Source organism: Burkholderiaceae bacterium (assembly GCA_024235995.1).
In the GTDB taxonomy this organism is placed as follows: Bacteria; Pseudomonadota; Gammaproteobacteria; order Burkholderiales; family Burkholderiaceae_C; genus Ottowia.
The window spans coordinates 2,530,805-2,548,944 of the sequence record JACKLI010000001.1; the positions used below are offsets into that span (position 1 = coordinate 2,530,805).

Annotated in this window: 14 protein-coding genes and 1 pseudogene; 1 reads left to right on the forward strand and 14 read right to left on the reverse strand. The window is 61.9% G+C overall.

Annotated elements, in window-relative coordinates:
* The first annotated feature begins 330 nt into the window (after positions 1–330).
* The gene (locus H6927_12130) at positions 331–1,557 is read left to right on the forward strand and encodes an IS256 family transposase (protein ID MCP5218843.1); all 1,227 of its coding nucleotides are present in this window, start codon (positions 331–333) and stop codon (positions 1,555–1,557) included.
* Positions 1,558–1,899: 342 nt separating this feature from the next.
* Here the strand turns inward: H6927_12130 and H6927_12135 are convergent, their stop codons facing one another.
* The 14 genes and pseudogenes from H6927_12135 to H6927_12200 all read right to left on the reverse strand — a co-directional run bounded on the left by H6927_12135 (position 1,900) and on the right by H6927_12200 (position 18,139).
* Positions 1,900–2,682: an SDR family oxidoreductase gene (locus H6927_12135; GenBank protein ID MCP5218844.1), complete on the reverse strand. Its 783-nt coding sequence runs from the start codon at positions 2,680–2,682 to the stop codon at positions 1,900–1,902.
* A gap of 190 nt (positions 2,683–2,872) precedes the next feature.
* Positions 2,873–4,891: an enoyl-CoA hydratase/isomerase family protein gene (locus tag H6927_12140; protein ID MCP5218845.1), complete on the reverse strand. Its 2,019-nt coding sequence runs from the start codon at positions 4,889–4,891 to the stop codon at positions 2,873–2,875.
* 21 nt (positions 4,892–4,912) lie between these two features.
* Positions 4,913–5,086, reverse strand: a pseudogene (locus tag H6927_12145) (electron transfer flavoprotein subunit alpha/FixB family protein).
* A gap of 155 nt (positions 5,087–5,241) precedes the next feature.
* Positions 5,242–6,432: a CoA transferase gene (locus H6927_12150; GenBank protein ID MCP5218846.1), complete on the reverse strand. Its 1,191-nt coding sequence runs from the start codon at positions 6,430–6,432 to the stop codon at positions 5,242–5,244.
* Between the two features lie 35 nt (positions 6,433–6,467).
* Positions 6,468–7,661 carry an acetyl-CoA C-acyltransferase gene (locus H6927_12155; protein ID MCP5218847.1) on the reverse strand — a complete coding sequence of 398 codons (1,194 nt, stop codon included), beginning with the start codon at positions 7,659–7,661 and terminating at the stop codon, positions 6,468–6,470.
* A 74-nt stretch (positions 7,662–7,735) separates the two neighbouring features.
* Positions 7,736–8,722 carry a tripartite tricarboxylate transporter substrate binding protein gene (locus H6927_12160; protein MCP5218848.1) on the reverse strand — a complete coding sequence of 329 codons (987 nt, stop codon included), beginning with the start codon at positions 8,720–8,722 and terminating at the stop codon, positions 7,736–7,738.
* 109 nt (positions 8,723–8,831) lie between these two features.
* On the reverse strand, positions 8,832–10,343 hold the full coding sequence (locus tag H6927_12165; GenBank protein ID MCP5218849.1) for an AMP-binding protein: 1,512 nt from the start codon (positions 10,341–10,343) through the stop codon (positions 8,832–8,834).
* 74 nt (positions 10,344–10,417) lie between these two features.
* Positions 10,418–11,590 carry an acyl-CoA/acyl-ACP dehydrogenase gene (locus H6927_12170; protein MCP5218850.1) on the reverse strand — a complete coding sequence of 391 codons (1,173 nt, stop codon included), beginning with the start codon at positions 11,588–11,590 and terminating at the stop codon, positions 10,418–10,420.
* A gap of 63 nt (positions 11,591–11,653) precedes the next feature.
* Complete coding sequence (locus H6927_12175) at positions 11,654–12,628, reverse strand: tripartite tricarboxylate transporter substrate binding protein (protein ID MCP5218851.1); 975 nt, start codon at positions 12,626–12,628, stop codon at positions 11,654–11,656.
* Positions 12,629–12,704: 76 nt separating this feature from the next.
* Positions 12,705–14,108: a dihydrolipoyl dehydrogenase gene (gene lpdA, locus H6927_12180; protein ID MCP5218852.1), complete on the reverse strand. Its 1,404-nt coding sequence runs from the start codon at positions 14,106–14,108 to the stop codon at positions 12,705–12,707.
* Complete coding sequence (locus H6927_12185) at positions 14,108–15,343, reverse strand: 2-oxo acid dehydrogenase subunit E2 (protein MCP5218853.1); 1,236 nt, start codon at positions 15,341–15,343, stop codon at positions 14,108–14,110. Before H6927_12185 ends, lpdA begins: the two co-directional genes overlap by 1 nt.
* Positions 15,344–15,346: 3 nt before the next feature.
* Positions 15,347–16,135, reverse strand: coding sequence for an enoyl-CoA hydratase/isomerase family protein (locus tag H6927_12190; GenBank protein ID MCP5218854.1), 789 nt, complete (start codon positions 16,133–16,135; stop codon positions 15,347–15,349).
* 40 nt (positions 16,136–16,175) lie between these two features.
* Entirely contained in the window at positions 16,176–17,156 is a 981-nt protein-coding gene (locus tag H6927_12195) for an alpha-ketoacid dehydrogenase subunit beta (GenBank protein MCP5218855.1), read from the reverse strand.
* Positions 17,153–18,139 carry a thiamine pyrophosphate-dependent dehydrogenase E1 component subunit alpha gene (locus tag H6927_12200; protein ID MCP5218856.1) on the reverse strand — a complete coding sequence of 329 codons (987 nt, stop codon included), beginning with the start codon at positions 18,137–18,139 and terminating at the stop codon, positions 17,153–17,155. The genes H6927_12195 and H6927_12200 overlap by 4 nt, the downstream gene beginning before the upstream one ends.
* Position 18,140 lies beyond the last annotated feature (1 nt).

Below are 18,140 nucleotides of genomic sequence, written 5' to 3' on the forward strand. Positions count from 1 at the left end.
TTCGACACCAGCTCTGGCGCGCCCCTGCGCCGTATGGTGAGACCGGATGGTATCAAGCCCTCATCAGGCGGCGATGACGCTGCAACCACATCCGCGAGCAATGGGCGAGTCTGCTCATACTGCGACGGAATTGGGATTGGCGACTTGGTGAAAAGACGAGCAGAGCTGTAAGTTGACGTCGCCATCGGTGCACCTCCCCCGGCTGACAGCCTGAACCGGTGCGGGTTCGAAACAAGGACCGGCCGGCGGCCAAGCCTACCCGAGGGTGTGCAGAATTTTGTGTAAACGGACAATCCACCGCCGGCGTAAGCCGGCCTGTCCGTAAGCACAATGAACACCAAGAAACACGACGTACCCGAAGAACTGCTGTCTGGCCTGCTGGCCAACTACAAGAAGCCTGAAGACCTCATCGGCGAGAACGGTCTGCTCAAGCAACTGACCAAGCTGCTGGTCGAGCGAGCCCTGGACGCTGAGCTGACTGAGCACCTGGGCCATGAACGCAACGAGGCGGTGGCCAACCCCGCTGGCAACACCCGCAACGGCAAGAGCAAGAAGACCCTCAAGGGCGAGTTCGGCGAATTGCCCATCGAAGTGCCACGCGACCGCCATGGCAGCTTCGAGCCTCAGCTCATCCCCAAGCACCAGACCCGCTGGGCCGGCTTCGACGACAAAATCATCTCGCTGTACGCCCGTGGCATGACGGTGCGCGAGATACAGGCCCATCTCGAAGAGATGTATGGCACCGAGGTCTCACCCAGCTTGATTTCCTCGGTGACAGATGCCGTGGCCGACGAGGTCAAGGCCTGGCAGGCCCGGCCGCTGGAGCCGATTTACCCCATCGTCTATCTGGACTGCATCCACGTGAAGGTGCGCGAGGGCGCGGTGCGGGTCAAGGCGGTGTACCTGGCCATCGGCATCACCATGACGGGCGACAAGGAGGTGCTGGGCCTGTGGCTGGCCCAGACCGAGGGCGCCAAGTTCTGGCTGCAGGTGGTTACCGAACTGCGCAACCGGGGCGTGCAGGACATCTTCATCGCCTGCGTCGATGGGCTCAAGGGCTTCCCTGACGCCATCGAGGCAGTCTTCCCCAAGGCGGTGGTGCAACTGTGCATCGTTCACATGGTGCGTCACAGCCTGAACTACGTCTCATGGAAGCGCCGCAAGGAAGTGGCGGCCGACCTGCGCCGTATCTACACGGCCGCCACCGCCGAGGAGGCCGAACTGATGCTCGCAGAGTTCGAGGCCCGATGGGATGCCGAGTACCTGCCCATCGGCCAGTCCTGGCGCAGGAACTGGAGCCGCTTGACCCCGTTCTTTGACTACCCGCCGGAAATCCGCAAGGTCATCTACACCACCAATGCCATCGAGTCGGTGAACATGAGCCTGAGGAAGCTGACCAAGAACCGGGGCTCGTTCCCCAGCGACGAGGCGCTGACCAAGCTGTTCTACCTGGCCCTGCGCAACATCAGCCAGAAGTGGACCATGCCCATCCGGGATTGGAAGGCCGCGCTGACCCGCTTTACCATTCAGTTCGGAGACCGCATCTCCGTCAATTGAAGTCCGACCCGTTTACACAAAAATTCGGACACGCCCACGGACTGAAATACCGAATACTCATGACAACACTACCGTTACCGGATCCCTACCCCTTCGAAGACCAGTGCGCCCATTGCGAACCATGTCATCCTTTGGGGGAAGATCTCAACTGGCTGTCATTTTCCAACAGTAATTTCGATTGAAGAAGATTGTTTTGATCTATTTTATAGATCAAAAGACTCAGCGTCGGCCGCTTGTTCGCCTGCGGTCGTGGCTTTCCCGTCCGGTGGCTGACATCGAGAAACTGGCCATCCACGAAACCCGCCAGCGGTTAGCCTTGACGCTGCGAAGCAACCCGAGTTCTTATCTTCTTAGCCCACCATACGCCGCCCAGGATCCAGCGACGAGATAGCCAGCGTCGACTGCCAAATTCACTCCAGTGATGGCAGCAGCACGACTCGATCCAAGAAACACCACCGCTTGAGCGATTTCCTCGGGAGTCACGAGCCTACCGAGTGCCGAAGCTTGGCGGAGGGTATCTGCTTCTAGCGTGTGCGTAGAAAAGCCTCGATCAAGCGCTGGAGTTTGTGTGAAACCAGGTGACACACAGTTCACACGAACGCCCTTGGGCCCCCATTCACCTGCCAGTGATTCCGTAAGACTGATAACGCCAGCCTTGGCTGGTCCATAGGAGTGCAGCGGCCCTGAACGCATGCCTGCCACTGAGGCGATGTTAACGATGCTACCGCCATTGCGCTCAGCCATCGGCGTACCAAAGGCAGCACAGCACAAGTAAGTCCCACGCAGGTCGACGTGCGAGACGAAATCCCATTCACGCTGGCTCAGTTCGCCAGGCGGTAGCGTGCGCTGCAGAACGCCAGCGCAATTGACCAAGATATCGGTCTTGCCGTACTTTTCCAGAACACAGTTCGCCGCTGCAGACACCGAGTCCTCATCGCCGACGTCAATTTGCAAAGCGACGCCGCCGATTCGATCCGCTGTGGCGGCAGCAGCGGCTGTGTCTCGGTCAGCGACAACAACCAATGCCCCGAGAGCGGCGCACAATTCGGCACAAGCTTGGCCGATGCCACTGGCGCCGCCAGTGATGACTACTGTCTGTTGATGGAGCTCTTTCGTCACTGTCATGTTGCAATCTCCTTGCCTGTTTCTTCCCCAGCGGGGTTCCTTGTTGTGCGAAGTTCCCCAGAGCACCGGTGAGCAGGTGCTTGTCAGCCCGAGATGGCCCAAAACAAAAGTATCACGCCGGCCCTCTAACGCAATATGAGCGCACGTTGGCACTTGGACTTTTGCGCTCTGCCGTGAACGCCGCCTCGACCTACCTTCTCGTCATCACTTTTTCTGTTGGCAACCAGAAATGCCGCCCCAAGGTGCTTTGTTCTGCAATGCGGTGTAGCTTCTCGTCCAACACATCCCAGCCTATGCTTTCGCCGTAATACATCGGGCCGCCCTGCTCGCGCGGGAAGCCATAACCGTTGATGTACACCGCATCGACGTCACTCATGCGCTGGGCTATGCGATCGGTCAGCAGGCGCTTTCCTTCAGCCGCCAGCGCGCCCACGCAGCGCTCCACAATTTCTTGGTCGGTGAACGTTCGAGTCAGATAGCCACGATCTTTGCGCCACTGGGCGATCATCTCCTGCACTTTAGGGTCGGGCTTGGCTGTGCGCGAGCCTTGCTCGTACATGTACCAGCCCGCTCGGGTCTTTTGGCCAAAGCGGCCGGCTTCGCACAGCCGGTCAGCAAACACGGAGTAGTCCACGCCAGGGTTCTCCAACGCCCGGCGCTTGCGCCCCGCCCAGCTCAGCTCTAGCCCAGCCAAATCCCCCACTTTGAAGATGCCCATGGCAAAGCCGAACCGCTCCAGCGAGGCATCCACCTGCTCGGGGCTGGCGCCCATATTGATCAGGTCGTTGGCGGCAGCGTTGTACTTGGCGTACATGCGATTGCCGATGAAGCCGTCGCACACACCTGCCAGTACAGGCAACTTGCCCAGAGCCTTCACCAGCGCAAAACTTCGGGCCAGAGTCGCATTGCTTGTGACCTCGCAACGCACCACTTCTACTAGGCGCATGACATTGGCGGGGCTGAAGAAATGCAAGCCGACAAAACGACCACTGTGGCTCACGTATTCAGCAAGGCGATTGGCGTTCAAAGCGGAGGTATTGGTCGCGATGATCGTATCGGGGCGCACCTGCGCGTCGATCTCGCGCAGCACCGCTTCCTTGGCACCGTAGTCCTCGTACACTGCCTCGATCACCAAATCAACCGTTGCCAACGCCTGCATGCGAGTCGTCATTTTCAAACGCACCAGACGTTCCTGTGCCTGCGCTTCGTTCAAGCTTCCCTTTTTAACCTGAGCTGCGTAGTGATTGTTCAGCAGGTCCCGCGCGCGCTGCAGTGCCTCTTCGGTTTGGTCGATCAGCTGGACCGTGCGACCGCTGTCGGTCAAGGCAATAGAAATGCCGCATCCCATGGTGCCGGCGCCAATCACACCCACTTCACGCAGGTCGTCGGCACTCGCCGGTTCAAGGCCCTCTAGCTTCACGGCTTGCTGTTCGGCCGCAAAAACGTGGCGTAGCGCCTTGGAAGAGTACGTGTCGCGCAGCGCGCAAAAGACCTCGTATTCCCGACGCAGGCCGGCATCGAAGGTTTCAAACTGCACACCCACCACAGACTGGAGCGCACGGGTCACGTCCGTAACCCTTTTGGGAGAGGGCACGGCTTCAGCGACTGGCAACGGTAGATCGCGCAGTAGCTGCACGCCCTTGGCCATTAGGCCTTGGGCCAGGGGCAACACTACTGAGAGTTCGGCCGATGGCACCACAGCTTGCACCAGCGGTGTGTCCTCGAAGCTGCGAGCTGCCACGGTCTTTCCGGACGCCATCAGCTCCATGGCCCGCGCCACCCCGATGGCACGCGGCAGGCGTTGAGTGCCACCGGCACCGGGGATCAGGCCGATCTTCGACTCCGGCAGGCCGACCTTGGCTCCAGTCGTGGCCACGCGGGCATGGCAGGCCATGGCCAACTCGAAGCCACCGCCCAGAGCGGCGCCATCCAACAACGCTACTACCGGCTTGCTGCTGGCTTCGATGGCCTGCAGCACAGTGCCCACAGCGGGCGCCGCGTTTGCTGTACCTCGGGCCACTTCGGTCAGATCAGCACCGACAGAGAAGTAGCCGGACTTGCCACACAGCAGCACCCACTTCACCTCGTCGCGGCGGGCGGCCTCAGCCAGGCCATCAAATAGGTACTGACGCAGCGGTTGAGACAACGCATTGACCTTGCCGTGGTCCATGCTTAGAACCAGGCATTGGAATGTGACGTTGAAGTGCATGAGGCTTCAGTCCTGCTCAAATCAAAGGGCGGCGACCAGTTTCGGCACGGCCGTGAACAGGTCGGCTTCCAGGCCGTAGTCAGCCACCGAGAAAATCGGCGCTTCCGGATCTTTTTTGATCGCCACGATCACCTTCGAATCCTTCATGCCCGCCAGGTGCTGGATCGCACCGGAGATGCCCGCTGCGATGCACAGCATGCTCATCTTGACGTTGGCGATGTCCACGCCCGTGCCGTCGCCCTTGACCTGCACCTTCACGCTCTCGTCTACCACGCGCTTGACGGCAAACAATACTTTCATGTTGAAGTCTTCCTATGAGTTCGTTGTTGACGTCTCGCTAGCAAGCGGCATCAAATAATCTTCTGTGCGCGCAGCGAATTGATACTGGCTTCATTCATGCCCAGCAGGGAACCCAATATCTGACTGCTATCGCCGCCCAAGGTGGGAGGGAAATGGCGCACCGGCAAGCGCTTGCCATCTACCCGCAGCGGGGGCCCAAAGACGTGCGTCTCGCCAGCCTTGGGGTGCTTCACGGTATGCAGCAGTCCCGCCTGAGCCACGCGTTCGGAGCGGATGGCTTCGAGGATGCCCAACACCTCACCGCAGGGAATGCCGTGCGCTGACAGGCGCTCAAGCAGCTTTGCTGTGGGGTGCCTGCGTATCTCCTCAACAAGCAGCGGCCCAAGCACCGCGCGATTCTCGCGACGTTGGAGGTTGGTCGCGAAGCGTGGATCGTCGACCAAGTCGGGGCGCCCCACGACGTTCCGACAAAACTTCTCGTACTGCGCGTTGTTGCCCACGGTGATGATCAGTCGACCATCCGCTGACTCGAACATGCCGTACGGCACGATGGACGGATGGGCGTTGCCGTACTTCTCAGGCTCCTGCCCCGCCTGCAACGCCTCTAGGCCGTAATACGCGCTAACGAGCAACCCGCAATCAAACAGTGCCACCTCCAGCTTGCGAGGCTGATCATCGGCTTGCCGCTTGAAGAGTGCTGCCAAGATAAGCTGCGCGGTGTACATGCCGGTGAACATGTCCACCACCGCCACACCGAACTTCAGTGGAGGCGTATCTTTTTCGCCGTTCAGCGCCATCAACCCCGACTCCCCCTGCACCACCAGGTCATAACCGGGACGCTGCCGCTCCGGACCATGCTGGTCATAGCCAGAAATGTGGCAGTAGAGGATGCGCGGGTTCACCTTCAGCAGATCCTCGTACCCAATACCCATGCGCTCGGCGTCACCACCCTTGAAGTTGTGGATCAACACGTCCGACTGCTTGGCCAGGTCCAACAAGATCTCGCGGGCTTCCGGGCGCTTGAGGTCCAGCGTGAGCGATCGCTTGTTGCGGTTCACGCTGTTGTAGTAAGGCGTTTCGGTGTCCCCGATCTTGATACCCCAGTCGCGGGTATCGTCACCGCGCACAGGATGCTCCACCTTGATGACTTCGGCCCCCATATCTCCCAACACCTGGGCACACAGGGGGCCGGCAAAGACACGGCTAAGGTCCAGAATGCGGATTCCCGGCAGCATTTGCATATCAACCCCTCGTCTCGGTCATGACAGATTTCCGCTCAATAGATCTCAAACAGACCCGCTGCACCCATGCCGCCGCCCACACACATGGACACCACGCCCCACTTGGCCTTGCGCCTGCGTCCTTCCAGCAACAGATGGCCCGCCATGCGGGTGCCACTGACCCCGAAGGGGTGACCAATGGCGATGGCGCCGCCGTTCACGTTCAGGCGCTCCAACGCAATGCCGAGCTTCCTCTGGCAATACAGCGCTTGCGAGGCAAAGGCCTCGTTGATCTCCCACAGATCAATGTCGTCGACCGTCAGGCAGAAACGCTTGAGCAACTTGGGGACGGCGAACACGGGGCCGATGCCCATCTCGTCGGGCTCGCATCCCGCCACCGCAAAACCGGCGAAGGCACCCAAGGGCTGCAGGCCACGGCGCTCGGCCTCCTTGGCCTCCATCATGACAACGGCAGCCGAACCGTCCGACAACTGGGATGCATTCCCGGCGGTTACGAACTGGTCCTCGCCACGCACGGGCTGGAGGACCCGAAGGCTCTCGAGCGTGGTATCAGGGCGATTGCAGGTGTCCTGCGTCACCTCCACGGCACGACGCGAGGTTTCGCCGGTCACTTTGTCGACCACCTCCATCTCGGTTTTCACTCGGATGATCTCGTCGGCAAAGAGCCCTTCCGCCTGCGCCTTCGCAATGCGCTGCTGGCTTCGCAAGGAGAAGGTATCTTGATCTTCGCGGGAGACCCCATAGCGTTGCGCCACGATGTCGGCCGTCTCGATCATCGGCAAGTACACCGAAGGCTTGTGAGCGAGCAGCCAGGCGTCAAGGTCCTTGGCCTCCTCGGTAGGACTGCGCACCATGCTGCGGGTACTGGTCACGCTTTCCACCCCCCCGGCAATGGCAGCATCCACACCGTCGAGCGCTATGCGGCCTGCCGCCATGGCAATGGACTGCAGCCCCGACGAGCAAAAGCGGTTGATGGTCGCGCCACTGACGGTGACTGGCAGGCCCGCGCGATGCGACGAAAGATGCGCTACGTTTCTGCCATTGCGCCCGTACGGGTTGGCGCAGCCAAGGATCACGTCATCTATGGCGCCACCCTCGAGGCCTGCGCGCTCTACCGCCGCAGAGATCGAAAGCGCACCGAGCTCCGGACCGGACATTGCATTGAACTCTCCTCGCACCGCCTTGGTCAGCGGAGTGCGTGCATAGGAGACGATGACGGCTTGACGCATGTGTATCCTTGTTTGAGGTGCCCGAAGGCGGTGCTGAAAACGTCCGCTCCGGTCTCCAGAGGCGGCCGGTGCGGTCAGCGGTCTAACGTGATGTTGGCCTTCTGGGCGATGGCTGCGTAGGCCGAGATGTCGCGATCGATCAGGGCCTCGAATTGCTCTGGCGTACTGCCCTCGAGATCGAATCCCATCGCCTCCAGACGCTTGACAAGCTCCGGCTCCTTCAGCGCCTTGGCGAGCTCCGCCGACATTCGGTCCACCACCGGCTTGGGTGTGTTGGCGGGCGCCATCAGCCCGAGCCAGGAGCCCTGAACGATGTTGGGGTAGCCCGACTCGGCCATGGTGGGTACTTCGGGCGCGCACTCGCAACGCTTCGATGCGCTCACGGCCAGCACCTTGAGCTTGCCGGCCTTCACGTGGGGCATGCCGCCCGACGCAGGATCGAAGACATAGTCCACCAGGCCCGTGATCAGGTCAGGCATCAACTTGGCACTGCCGCTGTAGGCTGCATGCGCGCTCTTCCACCCAGCGGTTAGCGAGAACATTTCGCCCAGCAGATGCCCCGTGGATCCGAGGCCCGTCGATGCATAGCTGATCGGCTTGGTTTTGGCCCATTCGACAAACTCCTTGACATCACTGGCAGGCGTCGAGCCGCTGGTGAACAGAAAGAGCGGAATATTCACCATATGGCTCACAGGCATCAGATCACTTGCCTTGTAAGGCAGGCCTTTGGACAGCACCTGATTGGTGGTGTAAGCCGCCGGTATGATCCCGAAGGTGTACCCGTCTGGGGCCGAGCGCGCCAGCTGCGCGGTCGAGATAGTGGTGTTGGCGCCCGGCCTGTTTTCGACGACGACCGACTGCTGCAGTGACGTTGACACAATCTCCATCACCACGCGGGTCACGGTGTCGACGGGGCCGCCGGCCGCATAGGGCACCAACACCTTGATGGGCTTGTCCGGCCACGTATCGGCGAACGCCGATGACGTTGCACACAGAACCAGGGTCGTCGCGAACAGGGCAGAAGTCGCCGCGCGGCGGCTGCCATTCAGAGTAAGGCTCATGGTGTCAGTCCTTCAATAGGGTTGGGTTGAGAAAACAAGCGCTGAAAGGCGCACCGGCGGCTGCCCCGAGACATGTAATCCATCAGAGCTCCTTTCAGTCGATTGCAGGTTACGGCGTCTGCGCGAGTTGTACACGCAACTCACGCTTCAGCACCTTGCCCGACGGATTCCGAGGCAAGGATTCACAGATCACCAGCTTCTTGGGGGTCTTAAAACCACCCAGCTTGCCACTGCAGTAGGCGCACAACTCTTGCAAGCTCAAGGAATAGCCAGGTTTGAGCACCACCGCGACGGTGACGCATTCACCCCATTGCGCGTCAGGCAGACCGATTGCCGCGACTTCAGCCACCTGCGGCAATTGGTAAATCACACGCTCCACTTCAGAAGAGGCGATGTTCTCGCCTCCACTGAGGATCATGTCCTTCTTGCGGTCGGTGAGATACAAGAAGCCTTCTGCGTCCAGATAGCCCACATCGCCAGTGCGAAACCACCTACCAAAAAAGCTCGCACGGGTCTTTGCTTCGTCGCGCCAGTATCCCTGTGTCACTTTGGGACCACGCAGGCACACTTCGCCGTGGGTGCCAACGGGCAAGCGTTTGCCTTCTTCGTCCATGATTTGGAGATCGACATGTGCAAGCGCACGCCCGGTGGAACCGATCTTTTCAATCTCCCGTCCCGCCTCCATCAGGGTGTCTCCGGAGCACGTTTCCGTCAGTCCGTAGGCGTCGATGTAGCGCGCTTGCGCGAAGACCGCCGAGAACTGGCGAATACGTTCCTCGGGCGTACGCTCCCCTCCCCCTATTAGCCATCGAAGGCTGCTCAAATCATGCATCGACCGTTCTGCACTCGTCAGACATCGACCAAGCATGACGGGTGCCATCCATGCGCCAGTGATCCTTTCGCGCTCAATGAGTGCCAATGCCCGTTCAGCGACGAAATCGCGCTCGATCACCAATGCTCCACCTGCAACCCATAATCCTAGCCCAGGCAAATCGTAAGCACCAACGTGATACAGGGGTCCGACGACCAGCAGCCTGTCGTCCTTGGTGATCTGCAATGCGGTGATGTGATCCATGCACTTCCAAGCCATGTTGGAATACGTGTGCATTACCCCCTTGGGGCGATCCGTCGTCCCACTGGTGTACATCAGGCGATAGAGGTCCTCGCTCTGCGTTTCACGCACGGAAGACTTGGCGACAGTACCGACAGTACCGGCAGTACCCAGGGCACCGCTGTCAGCCTGCGCCGCCGCATCAACCCAAACGACGGGAACCGACGCCGGAACAGAGGCAGACAACCCTTCATCAGCGAAGAGCAGTCGAACTCCCGCATGCTGCGCGATATAGTCGACCTCCTCCGCCCCCAACCTGTAGTTGATTGGAAGAAAGACCGCGTTCACGCGACTGATCGCGAGTGAGAGCTCCAGAAAGGCTGCGCTGTTTTTCATGAGCAGCGCAACCACATCGCCAGCCCCCACACCACGTGCAGACAGCGAGGCCGCCATGCACTCCACCCGTTGGTGCAGTTCACGATAGCTCAGACGTTGATCAGCGTAGACCAACGCCAGTCGCTGTGGTTCGGTACGCGCCCACCAAGCGACGCTAGCAGCTATTGACACCATGATTGGAACTCCTTGATTTGCAGCGCGCGTCTCGCCAATGCTCCAAACGCGTTCAATTTCGCAACCGGCAGATCTCAGTACCCTTTAGGCATCTTCAGCTCGTGGCTGGCCACATAGTTCAGCAGCATCTCCTCGGAGACGGGTGCAAAGCGGAACAGGCGGCAGTCACGCCACAGGCGTTCGGCGTGGAACTCTTTGGCGTAGCCCATGCCGCCCATGGTCTGCATCGACCGTTCTGTGGCCCGTGCAACCGCCTGCGCGGCGATCAGCTTGGCTGCATTGGCTTCATTGCTGTAAGGCAGGTTCATGTCGAAATTGGTTGCGGCCTTGTAGTTGAGCAGGCGCGCCGACTCCACTTCCACATGGCACTGCGCCAGGGGGAATTGCAGCCCCTGGTAGCTGCTGATCGAACGGTCGCCAAACACCTTGCGATCGTTCGCATAGTCCACAGCCAGCTTGATGGCGAGCTCGCCCGTCCCGACAAGACCCGCAGTGGTCACCATGCGTTCTGTGTTGAGCACATCCAGCAGCTCGCGCCACCCCTTGTGCAAGGTGCCGATCAGCTCGCCGGGCTCTACACGCACGTCGTCGAAGAAGACGCTGCTGGAGTCCAGCGTGCAAGTGCCAAGTTTGTCGATGGGTGTGTGAGACAGGCCCGCGCGCTCGACGTCAATCATGAACATGCTCAGACCGTCGGTGCGCGACGTGGAATCCTGTAGCTTCTTCGTACGTGCGACCACCAGCATCTTCTTCGCCGACGCTACTCCAGTGATCCAGATCTTACGACCATTCAGGCGCCAACCATTGCCGTCTGCGGCGGCAAAGGTCTTGATCTCCAGGGTGTTCGTCCCGGCGTCGGGTTCGGTCAACGCCATGCAGCAGTTGATTTCGCCACTGATGATCTTGGGCAGCAATTCCTTCTTCATGGCTTCGCTGCCGAAACGCGAGATGGAGACCCCCCCGAAGATGGGGTTAATCATGAACAGCTGACCGACAGTGGAGCCGCCACCTGTCGCCGACAATGCCTCCACGATCAGCGTCATCTCCATCATGCCCAGCCCGCTACCACCGTGCTCCTCGGGCAAGGCGACCCCCGCCAGACCCGCGTCGCAAACCGCCTTCCAGTACTCCCCGGGGAAGACTTTGTCTGCGTCCTTCTTGCGCCAATACTCCAGACCGAAGCTCTCGCCAATCTGGCGTGCGGTCTCGATCATCATGCGCTGCTCGTCATTGAGTCGAAAATCCATGGTGTAGGTCTCTTGAAAGGGTGAATACAGGCGATCGAATCCGGATGGCGGGCTCGCGAAGGGCTACTCGGCCTGGATACCGGCGGACTTGGCCAGCGACTGCCAGCGTTCGATTTCTTCGCGCAAGAACTCCTGCGACTGTGCAGGGCTGTCGGCCACGGGCTCCAGCCCCTCCTGACTCAGCCACTTGCGCATCTCATCGGACTGCAGGACGGCAACCAACTCCTTATTGAGAGCTTCCACCGTGGCCGCTGGCGTCTTGGCCGGCGCGTACATGCCATACCAGACAGAGGTATCAAAGCCGGGCACACCGCTTTCGGCAACTGTAGGTAGTTGAGGCCAGAGGTCGGTGCTTTCGGCCGTCGTCACAGCCAGCGCACGTATCCTTCCTGACTCGGCGTACTTTTTTGCGGTGGCCAGCGGATCTATCACCAGTTGCACCTCATTGGCCATCAGCGCGGCCAATGCGGGACTAGCGCCCTTATAGGGCACATGCGTAATAGGCGCTTTGGACATGGCCTTGAAATACTCCGTGGCGAAGTGCACCGATGTCCCCAGGCCCGGGGTGCCATAGTTCACCTTACCGGGATTGGCCTTGGCATAGGCCATCAGTTCCGCCACGTTCTTGACCGGCAGATCGTTGCTCACCACGAGCGCGAACGGGCCCTTGACCACCGTGGTGACCGCGACCAGGTCTTTGGTTACGTCATAAGGCAACTTCTTCTTGATCGCCGGCTCAGTGGCGATGGCGCCGCTGTGCAACAGCAACGTGGTGCCGTCCGCATCCGCACGCACAGCGGCTTCGGTGCCGATCGCGCCGCCTGCGCCGGCCCTGTTGTCCACGATCACCTGCCGCCCGAGGCGCTCTCCGAGTTCCTGGGCGAGCTTGCGGCCGAGAATGTCGGACGTACCGCCAGCCGAGTACGGCACGATAATGCGCATCTGCTTGTTGGCAGGAATGTTCTGCGCCTGTGCGGGCGCAGCGCCAACAGCGATGGCTGCCGCGATCAGGGTTATGGTCTTCCGAAATGCAGTCATGTTCGTCTCCTTAGTGGTTGGAAGTTGCTCGGATAATGCTCACCGTTCTTGCTGTTCAGGCCAGCTCGTCTCAGACTCATATGTGCAGCGCTCGCCCGTAGGCCGCCAACACTGCTTCGTGCATGGCTTCCGATAAGGTGGGATGCGGGAAGACTGTCTCCATAAGCTCCGCTTCCGTCGCTTCCAGCGTGGCTGCCAGCGTGTAGCCATGCACCAGCTCGGTCGCCTCCGGCCCGACGAGGTGTGCGCCCAGCAGCTCGCCAGTGGCCTCGTCAAACACCGTCTTGATGAAGCCAGTCGCCTCGTCGATGGCGATGGCCTTGCCGTTGCCTTCCAAAGGGAATTTCCCGACGCGCACTTTGAAGCCCATCTGGCGGGCCTGCGCTTGAGTCAAGCCCACGCTGGCACTTTGCGGATAGCTGTAGACGCACGAAGGAATCGGGACATGGAGCTGGGCACCTGAGCGCAGTCCAGCAATGTGCTCCACGCAAGCAATGCCTTCGTGGCTGGCCTTGTGCGCCAGCATGGGCGCCCCGGTGATATCGCCAATCGCGTAGACACCCCGCTCCGCGGTCATGCCCCAGTCGGCCACCCGGATCAGGCCCTTGTCCGTCACCACGCGGGTGTGCTCAAGCCCCAGGCCTTCGGAATTGCCGACCAAGCCTACGGCCACCAGCGCGCGTTCGGCCTTCAGATGTTGCGCTTCTCCGGCACGCTCCACTGTCAGCTGCACGCCATCGGTCAGCAACTCCCCCGCCACCAGCGTGGCCCCCGTCAGGAATTGGATGCCTTCGTGGGCCATGGCCTGCTGGGCAAAGGCGCTCACTTCCTCGTCGCTGGCGGGCAGCACGCGAGAGGCGGCCTCTATCACGGTGACCCGCGTGCCCAAAGTGGCATAGAAGCTGGCGAATTCCATGCCGATGGCACCCGCGCCAATCACCACCAAGGACTTGGGTAGTTCCTTCGCCGACAAGGCCTCGCGGTAGCCCCAGACCCGTTCGCCGTCGAAGGGCAGCATGGGCAGCTCTCTTGCGCGGGCGCCGGTCGCAACAATGACATGCTTGGCCAGCAGCACTTGCTGCTGTCCCTTGGCGCTGGTCACCGCCACTTGCTTCTCCGGCAGCAGTGCCGCAGAGCCCATGAAGACGGTGACGCCGGCCTTCTTCAGCAGGTGCGTCACGCCCCGGTTTAGTCGCTGCGAGACCTGGCGCGAGCGCGCCACGACCTTTCCGAAGTCCACCTGCGGTTCAGACACGGTGATGCCTTGCACTTCGGCATGGCGAATGCGGCGTACGGTGTCCGCCGAGTGCAGCAGTGCCTTGGTGGGGATGCAGCCCCAGTTCAAGCAGATGCCGCCCAGGTTTTCGCGCTCCACCAGAGCGGTGCGCAGCTTGAGTTGCGCGGCGCGCAGCGCGGCCACGTAGCCGCCGGGGCCGCCACCAATGACGACCACATCGAAGTGTTGTGCCTGCTCTGCCATCACGCCACCAGCAGACCCAAGGGTCGCGACAAGGCCTGCACCACCAGTTTCAGGAACTTCAGGCCGGTGACGCCGTCAAGCACGCGGTGATCGGCCGACAGCACCATCCCCATCTCTCGGCGAATCACGGGCTGACCGTTTTCGTCGGGACGGAACACCTCGCGGATGCTGCCCACGCCGAGAATCATCGATTGACCGGGATTGATGATCGACGTCATGTATATCACGTCATGCATGCCCGCATTCGAGACCGTGATGGCACCGCCCTGCATGTCGGCGCTGCTCAGTCGACCCGCTTGCGCACGACTGATCAGTTCGCCGGCCTGCGCGGCGATGCCGCCGAGCGAACGCCGGCCCACGCCGCGCAACACGGGCACCAGCAAGCCCTTGTCGGTGCTCACCGCCATGCCGACGTCGGAACTGTTCAGGCTCAGGATGCCCTCGTCAGTCCACACGCAGTTGATCTCGGGCATGGCCTCCAGGGCGTGGCCCACGGCAGCGAGCACAAAGTGGTTCAGCGTCAGGCGCTGTCGGCTCTGCGACGCGTTGAGCTGGGCGCGAAGCGCCACCACGGCGCTCATCTCGGCGTCCACGGCCAAGTAGAAGTGCGGCACCTGCTGTTTGGCCGCCGTGAGGCGCTGGGCCACGTTGCGCTCCAGGCCACTCGGCGGGCGGAGTGTGCCGCTTTCGACCGGTACGGCAGCCGCTGGGGCGGCTACAGCCTGAACCAAGGCACTTGCCGTGCCTGCGGCCTCCAGCGCTTGTCCGGCTGGCATTTGCTGCTGTGCTGTTGCCAGCACATCTCTGGCTCGGATACGGCCGCGGGGGCCCGAACCCGTCACCCTGGCCAAGTCCACGCGCTGCTGCTGCGCCAGGCGGCGTGCCAGGGGCGTGACCGGTACGCGCGGGTTGTTGCTGTGCACCGGGGCAGGATGAGCCGCGATTGCCTCTGATGGCGCCGCGACGGCGCTGGCGACAGGCACGCCCTCGCCGGGCTGGCCGTCGTCCCAGTAGCCGATCACCGTGCCACACGGCAAGGTCTCACCGGTCTGCACCTTGATCTCAAGCAGGACGCCATCGGCTTCGGCACCGATCTCGTTGGCGGCCTTCTCCGACTCGATCACGAACAGCCCCTGATCCACCTTGAACGATTCGCCAGGCTGGACCATCCACTCCACCAAGACGCCCTCGGACATGGTCAGTCCGAGCTTGGGTACCAAGAGTTCGCGGCGCATGATTCAGCGACCCGTGAAATTGGCCTTGCGCTTTTCGAGGAAGGCGGTGCAGCCTTCGTGCGCGTCCTGGCTGTCCAGCACCAGGCCGATCATGGCCTGCTCGTGGCCGATGGCGGCCGACAGCGGCATGTCCGCCCCGTCACGCAGCGAGCGCTTGAGCAGCTTGAGCGTTATGGGCGACTTGTCGGCGATGCGGTTGGCCAGCGTCATCGCTTCGTTCATCAGCGATGCACGTGGCACGGCGCGGTTGACCAGGCCCCATTCCACGGCTTGCTGCGCGGTGATCTGATCACCCGTGAACATCAGTTCCCTGGCGCGGCACAGGGGCACCTGGCGGATGATGCGCTGCGAGCCGCCCGCGCCGGGGAACAGGCCCAGCGTGATTTCGGGCAGTCCCAGCTTGGCTTCCTCAGCCACAAGGCGGATGTCGAGTGTCAGCAGCAGCTCGGTGCCGCCGCCCAGCGCCCAGCCGTTGATGGCACCGATGGTCGGCTTGTCGCAGACCTCGAAGCGGCGGAACACACGATGGATAACCTCGGCGAACTCCTGGTAGTGCGCCAGGCCCTGGCGGCTGTTGAGGTCGGCGATGTCGCCGCCGGCCACGAAGGCCTTCTCGCCCGCGCCGGTGATGACGATGGCGCGCACATCCGGGTGGCGCTCCAACTCGGTCAGCTTCTCTTCGAGCACGAGCAGCGTGGGCACGTTGAGCGCGTTGAGCGTCTTGGGGCGGTTGATGGTCAGAACGCCCACGGGGCCTTGGCGCTCGCAGAGGATGACGTTTTCTTCGGACATCGAGGTTTCCTTGAATCGGTTGTGAGGTGTGGCCGGACGTTCAGGCCAGCGTCTTGCGAACGGCCTCGATCACCCGATCGACCGTGACCGTGTAGCCCTTTTCCAGCGAACTGGCGAACGGTGCGGGCATGAAGGGCGCAGCTACGCGCAGCACCGGGGCGTCGAGTTCGTCAAAACCTTCGTCGGCGATGGTGGCCACTATTTCCGCCCCTGCGCCGAAGGCCTGCACGGCCTCGTGCACCACCACGGCACGATGTGTCCGCGACAGCGACGCCAGTACCGTCGCCTTGTCCCACGGCTGGAGGGAACGCAGGTCCACCACTTCCACTTCCACGCCTTCCTTGCTCAGTTGGTCAGCGACCTTGAGGCACACACTGACCGTGCCACCATAGGTGATCAAGCTCACATCCCGGCCGGCGCGCAAGATGCGGGCTTCGCCGATGCGGCCGATCTGCGCCGTGTCGACCTGGCCCTTGCTGGCGTACATGGCCTTGTGCTCAATGAACATCACCGGGTCTGGATCGGCAATGGCCGCGCGCAAAAGGCTGTAGGCATCTTGCGGGCTGGCAGGACAGACCACCTTCAGGCCGGGGACGTGGGCCAGCCAGGCTTCCAGACACTGCGAGTGCTGGGGGCCGGCGCTCAGGCCACCGCCGTGGGGCGTGCGCAGCACCATGGGCACGGAGCCCTGGCCGCCAAACATGTAGCGCGTCTTGGCCGCCTGATTGACCAATGCGTCCATCGACAAGGTGATGAAGTCCATGAACATGATCTCAACCACCGGCTTCAGGCCGCTCAGCGCCATGCCGACTGCCGCTGAAGTGATGGACGATTCGGAGATCGGGGTGTCGATCACGCGACCCGGCCCAAACGTGTCGAGCAGCCCGCGCGTCGCCTTGAACGAGCCGCCGGCGTGCGCCACGTCCTCGCCCATCACGACCACAGCGGGGTCCTGCTCCATGCTGTCGCGCAGGGCCTGCGTGACAGCATTCACATATCGCATCTCAGTGGCGGTGCTCATTCACGAGCCTCCTGCATGGTTTGGGTGTAGACGTCTTGAATGGCGCGCTCGAGCGTAGGCAGCGAGTCGGCGCGGGCAGCTTCCACAGCACGATCCACCTGCGCGGTGATCGCCTGGTCGATGGCGGTGCTGTCCACCCCCAGGGCCTGCAGCTGGGCGCGCGTGGCTGTCAGCGGGTCGTGCTCGTGCACGGACCCCAGTTCGCCAGCATCGCGGTACTTCTGAGAGTCGCCCTCGAAGTGCCCACGCACCCGGGTCGTCATGCACTCGAGCACGAAGGGACCGTTGCCTTTACGCAATTGCGCGGTGCCCTGCATGGCCGCATCAGCCACGGCCAACACGTCGTTGCCGTTGACCTTGGCGTAGCTGGCGCCGAAGGCAGCCGCCAGTTGTTCGAGCTTGGCGGCGAATTGACGAGACGTGGGTGAAAACTCGGACCAGCCGTTGTTCTCGCACACCAGCAGCAGCGGGCACTTCCACAGGCTGGCCATGTTCAGCGTCTCGTGCAGCACGCCTTCGGCCATGGCCCCGTCACCAAAGAAGGCCACGGACACGCCGCCGGTCTTTCTCGCCTGGTGCGCCATGGCGCTGCCCAGGGCGATGGGTATGCCCGCGCCCACGATGCCGTTCGCGCCCAGGATGCCCAAACTCAGGTCTGCCACGTGCATGGAACCACCACGGCCCTTACACAGGCCGCCCTCGCGCCCCATGATTTCCTTCATGAAGCCGTCCACATCCATGCCGCGCGCCAGCACGTGGCCGTGGCCACGGTGGGTGGTCGCCAGCGAGTCTTGCGGCAGCAGTGCGCTGGCGACGCCTGCGGCCACGGCCTCCTGGCCGATGCTCAGGTGAATGAAGCCCGGGACTTCACTGTTGGCGAACAGGCGGATGAGTGCCGTCTCGACCTGACGGATCAGGCTCATCGTGCGATAGAGCGCGGTGAGTCGCTCCGCCTGGGCAGCGCCCTTCTTGCTGGACTTCATG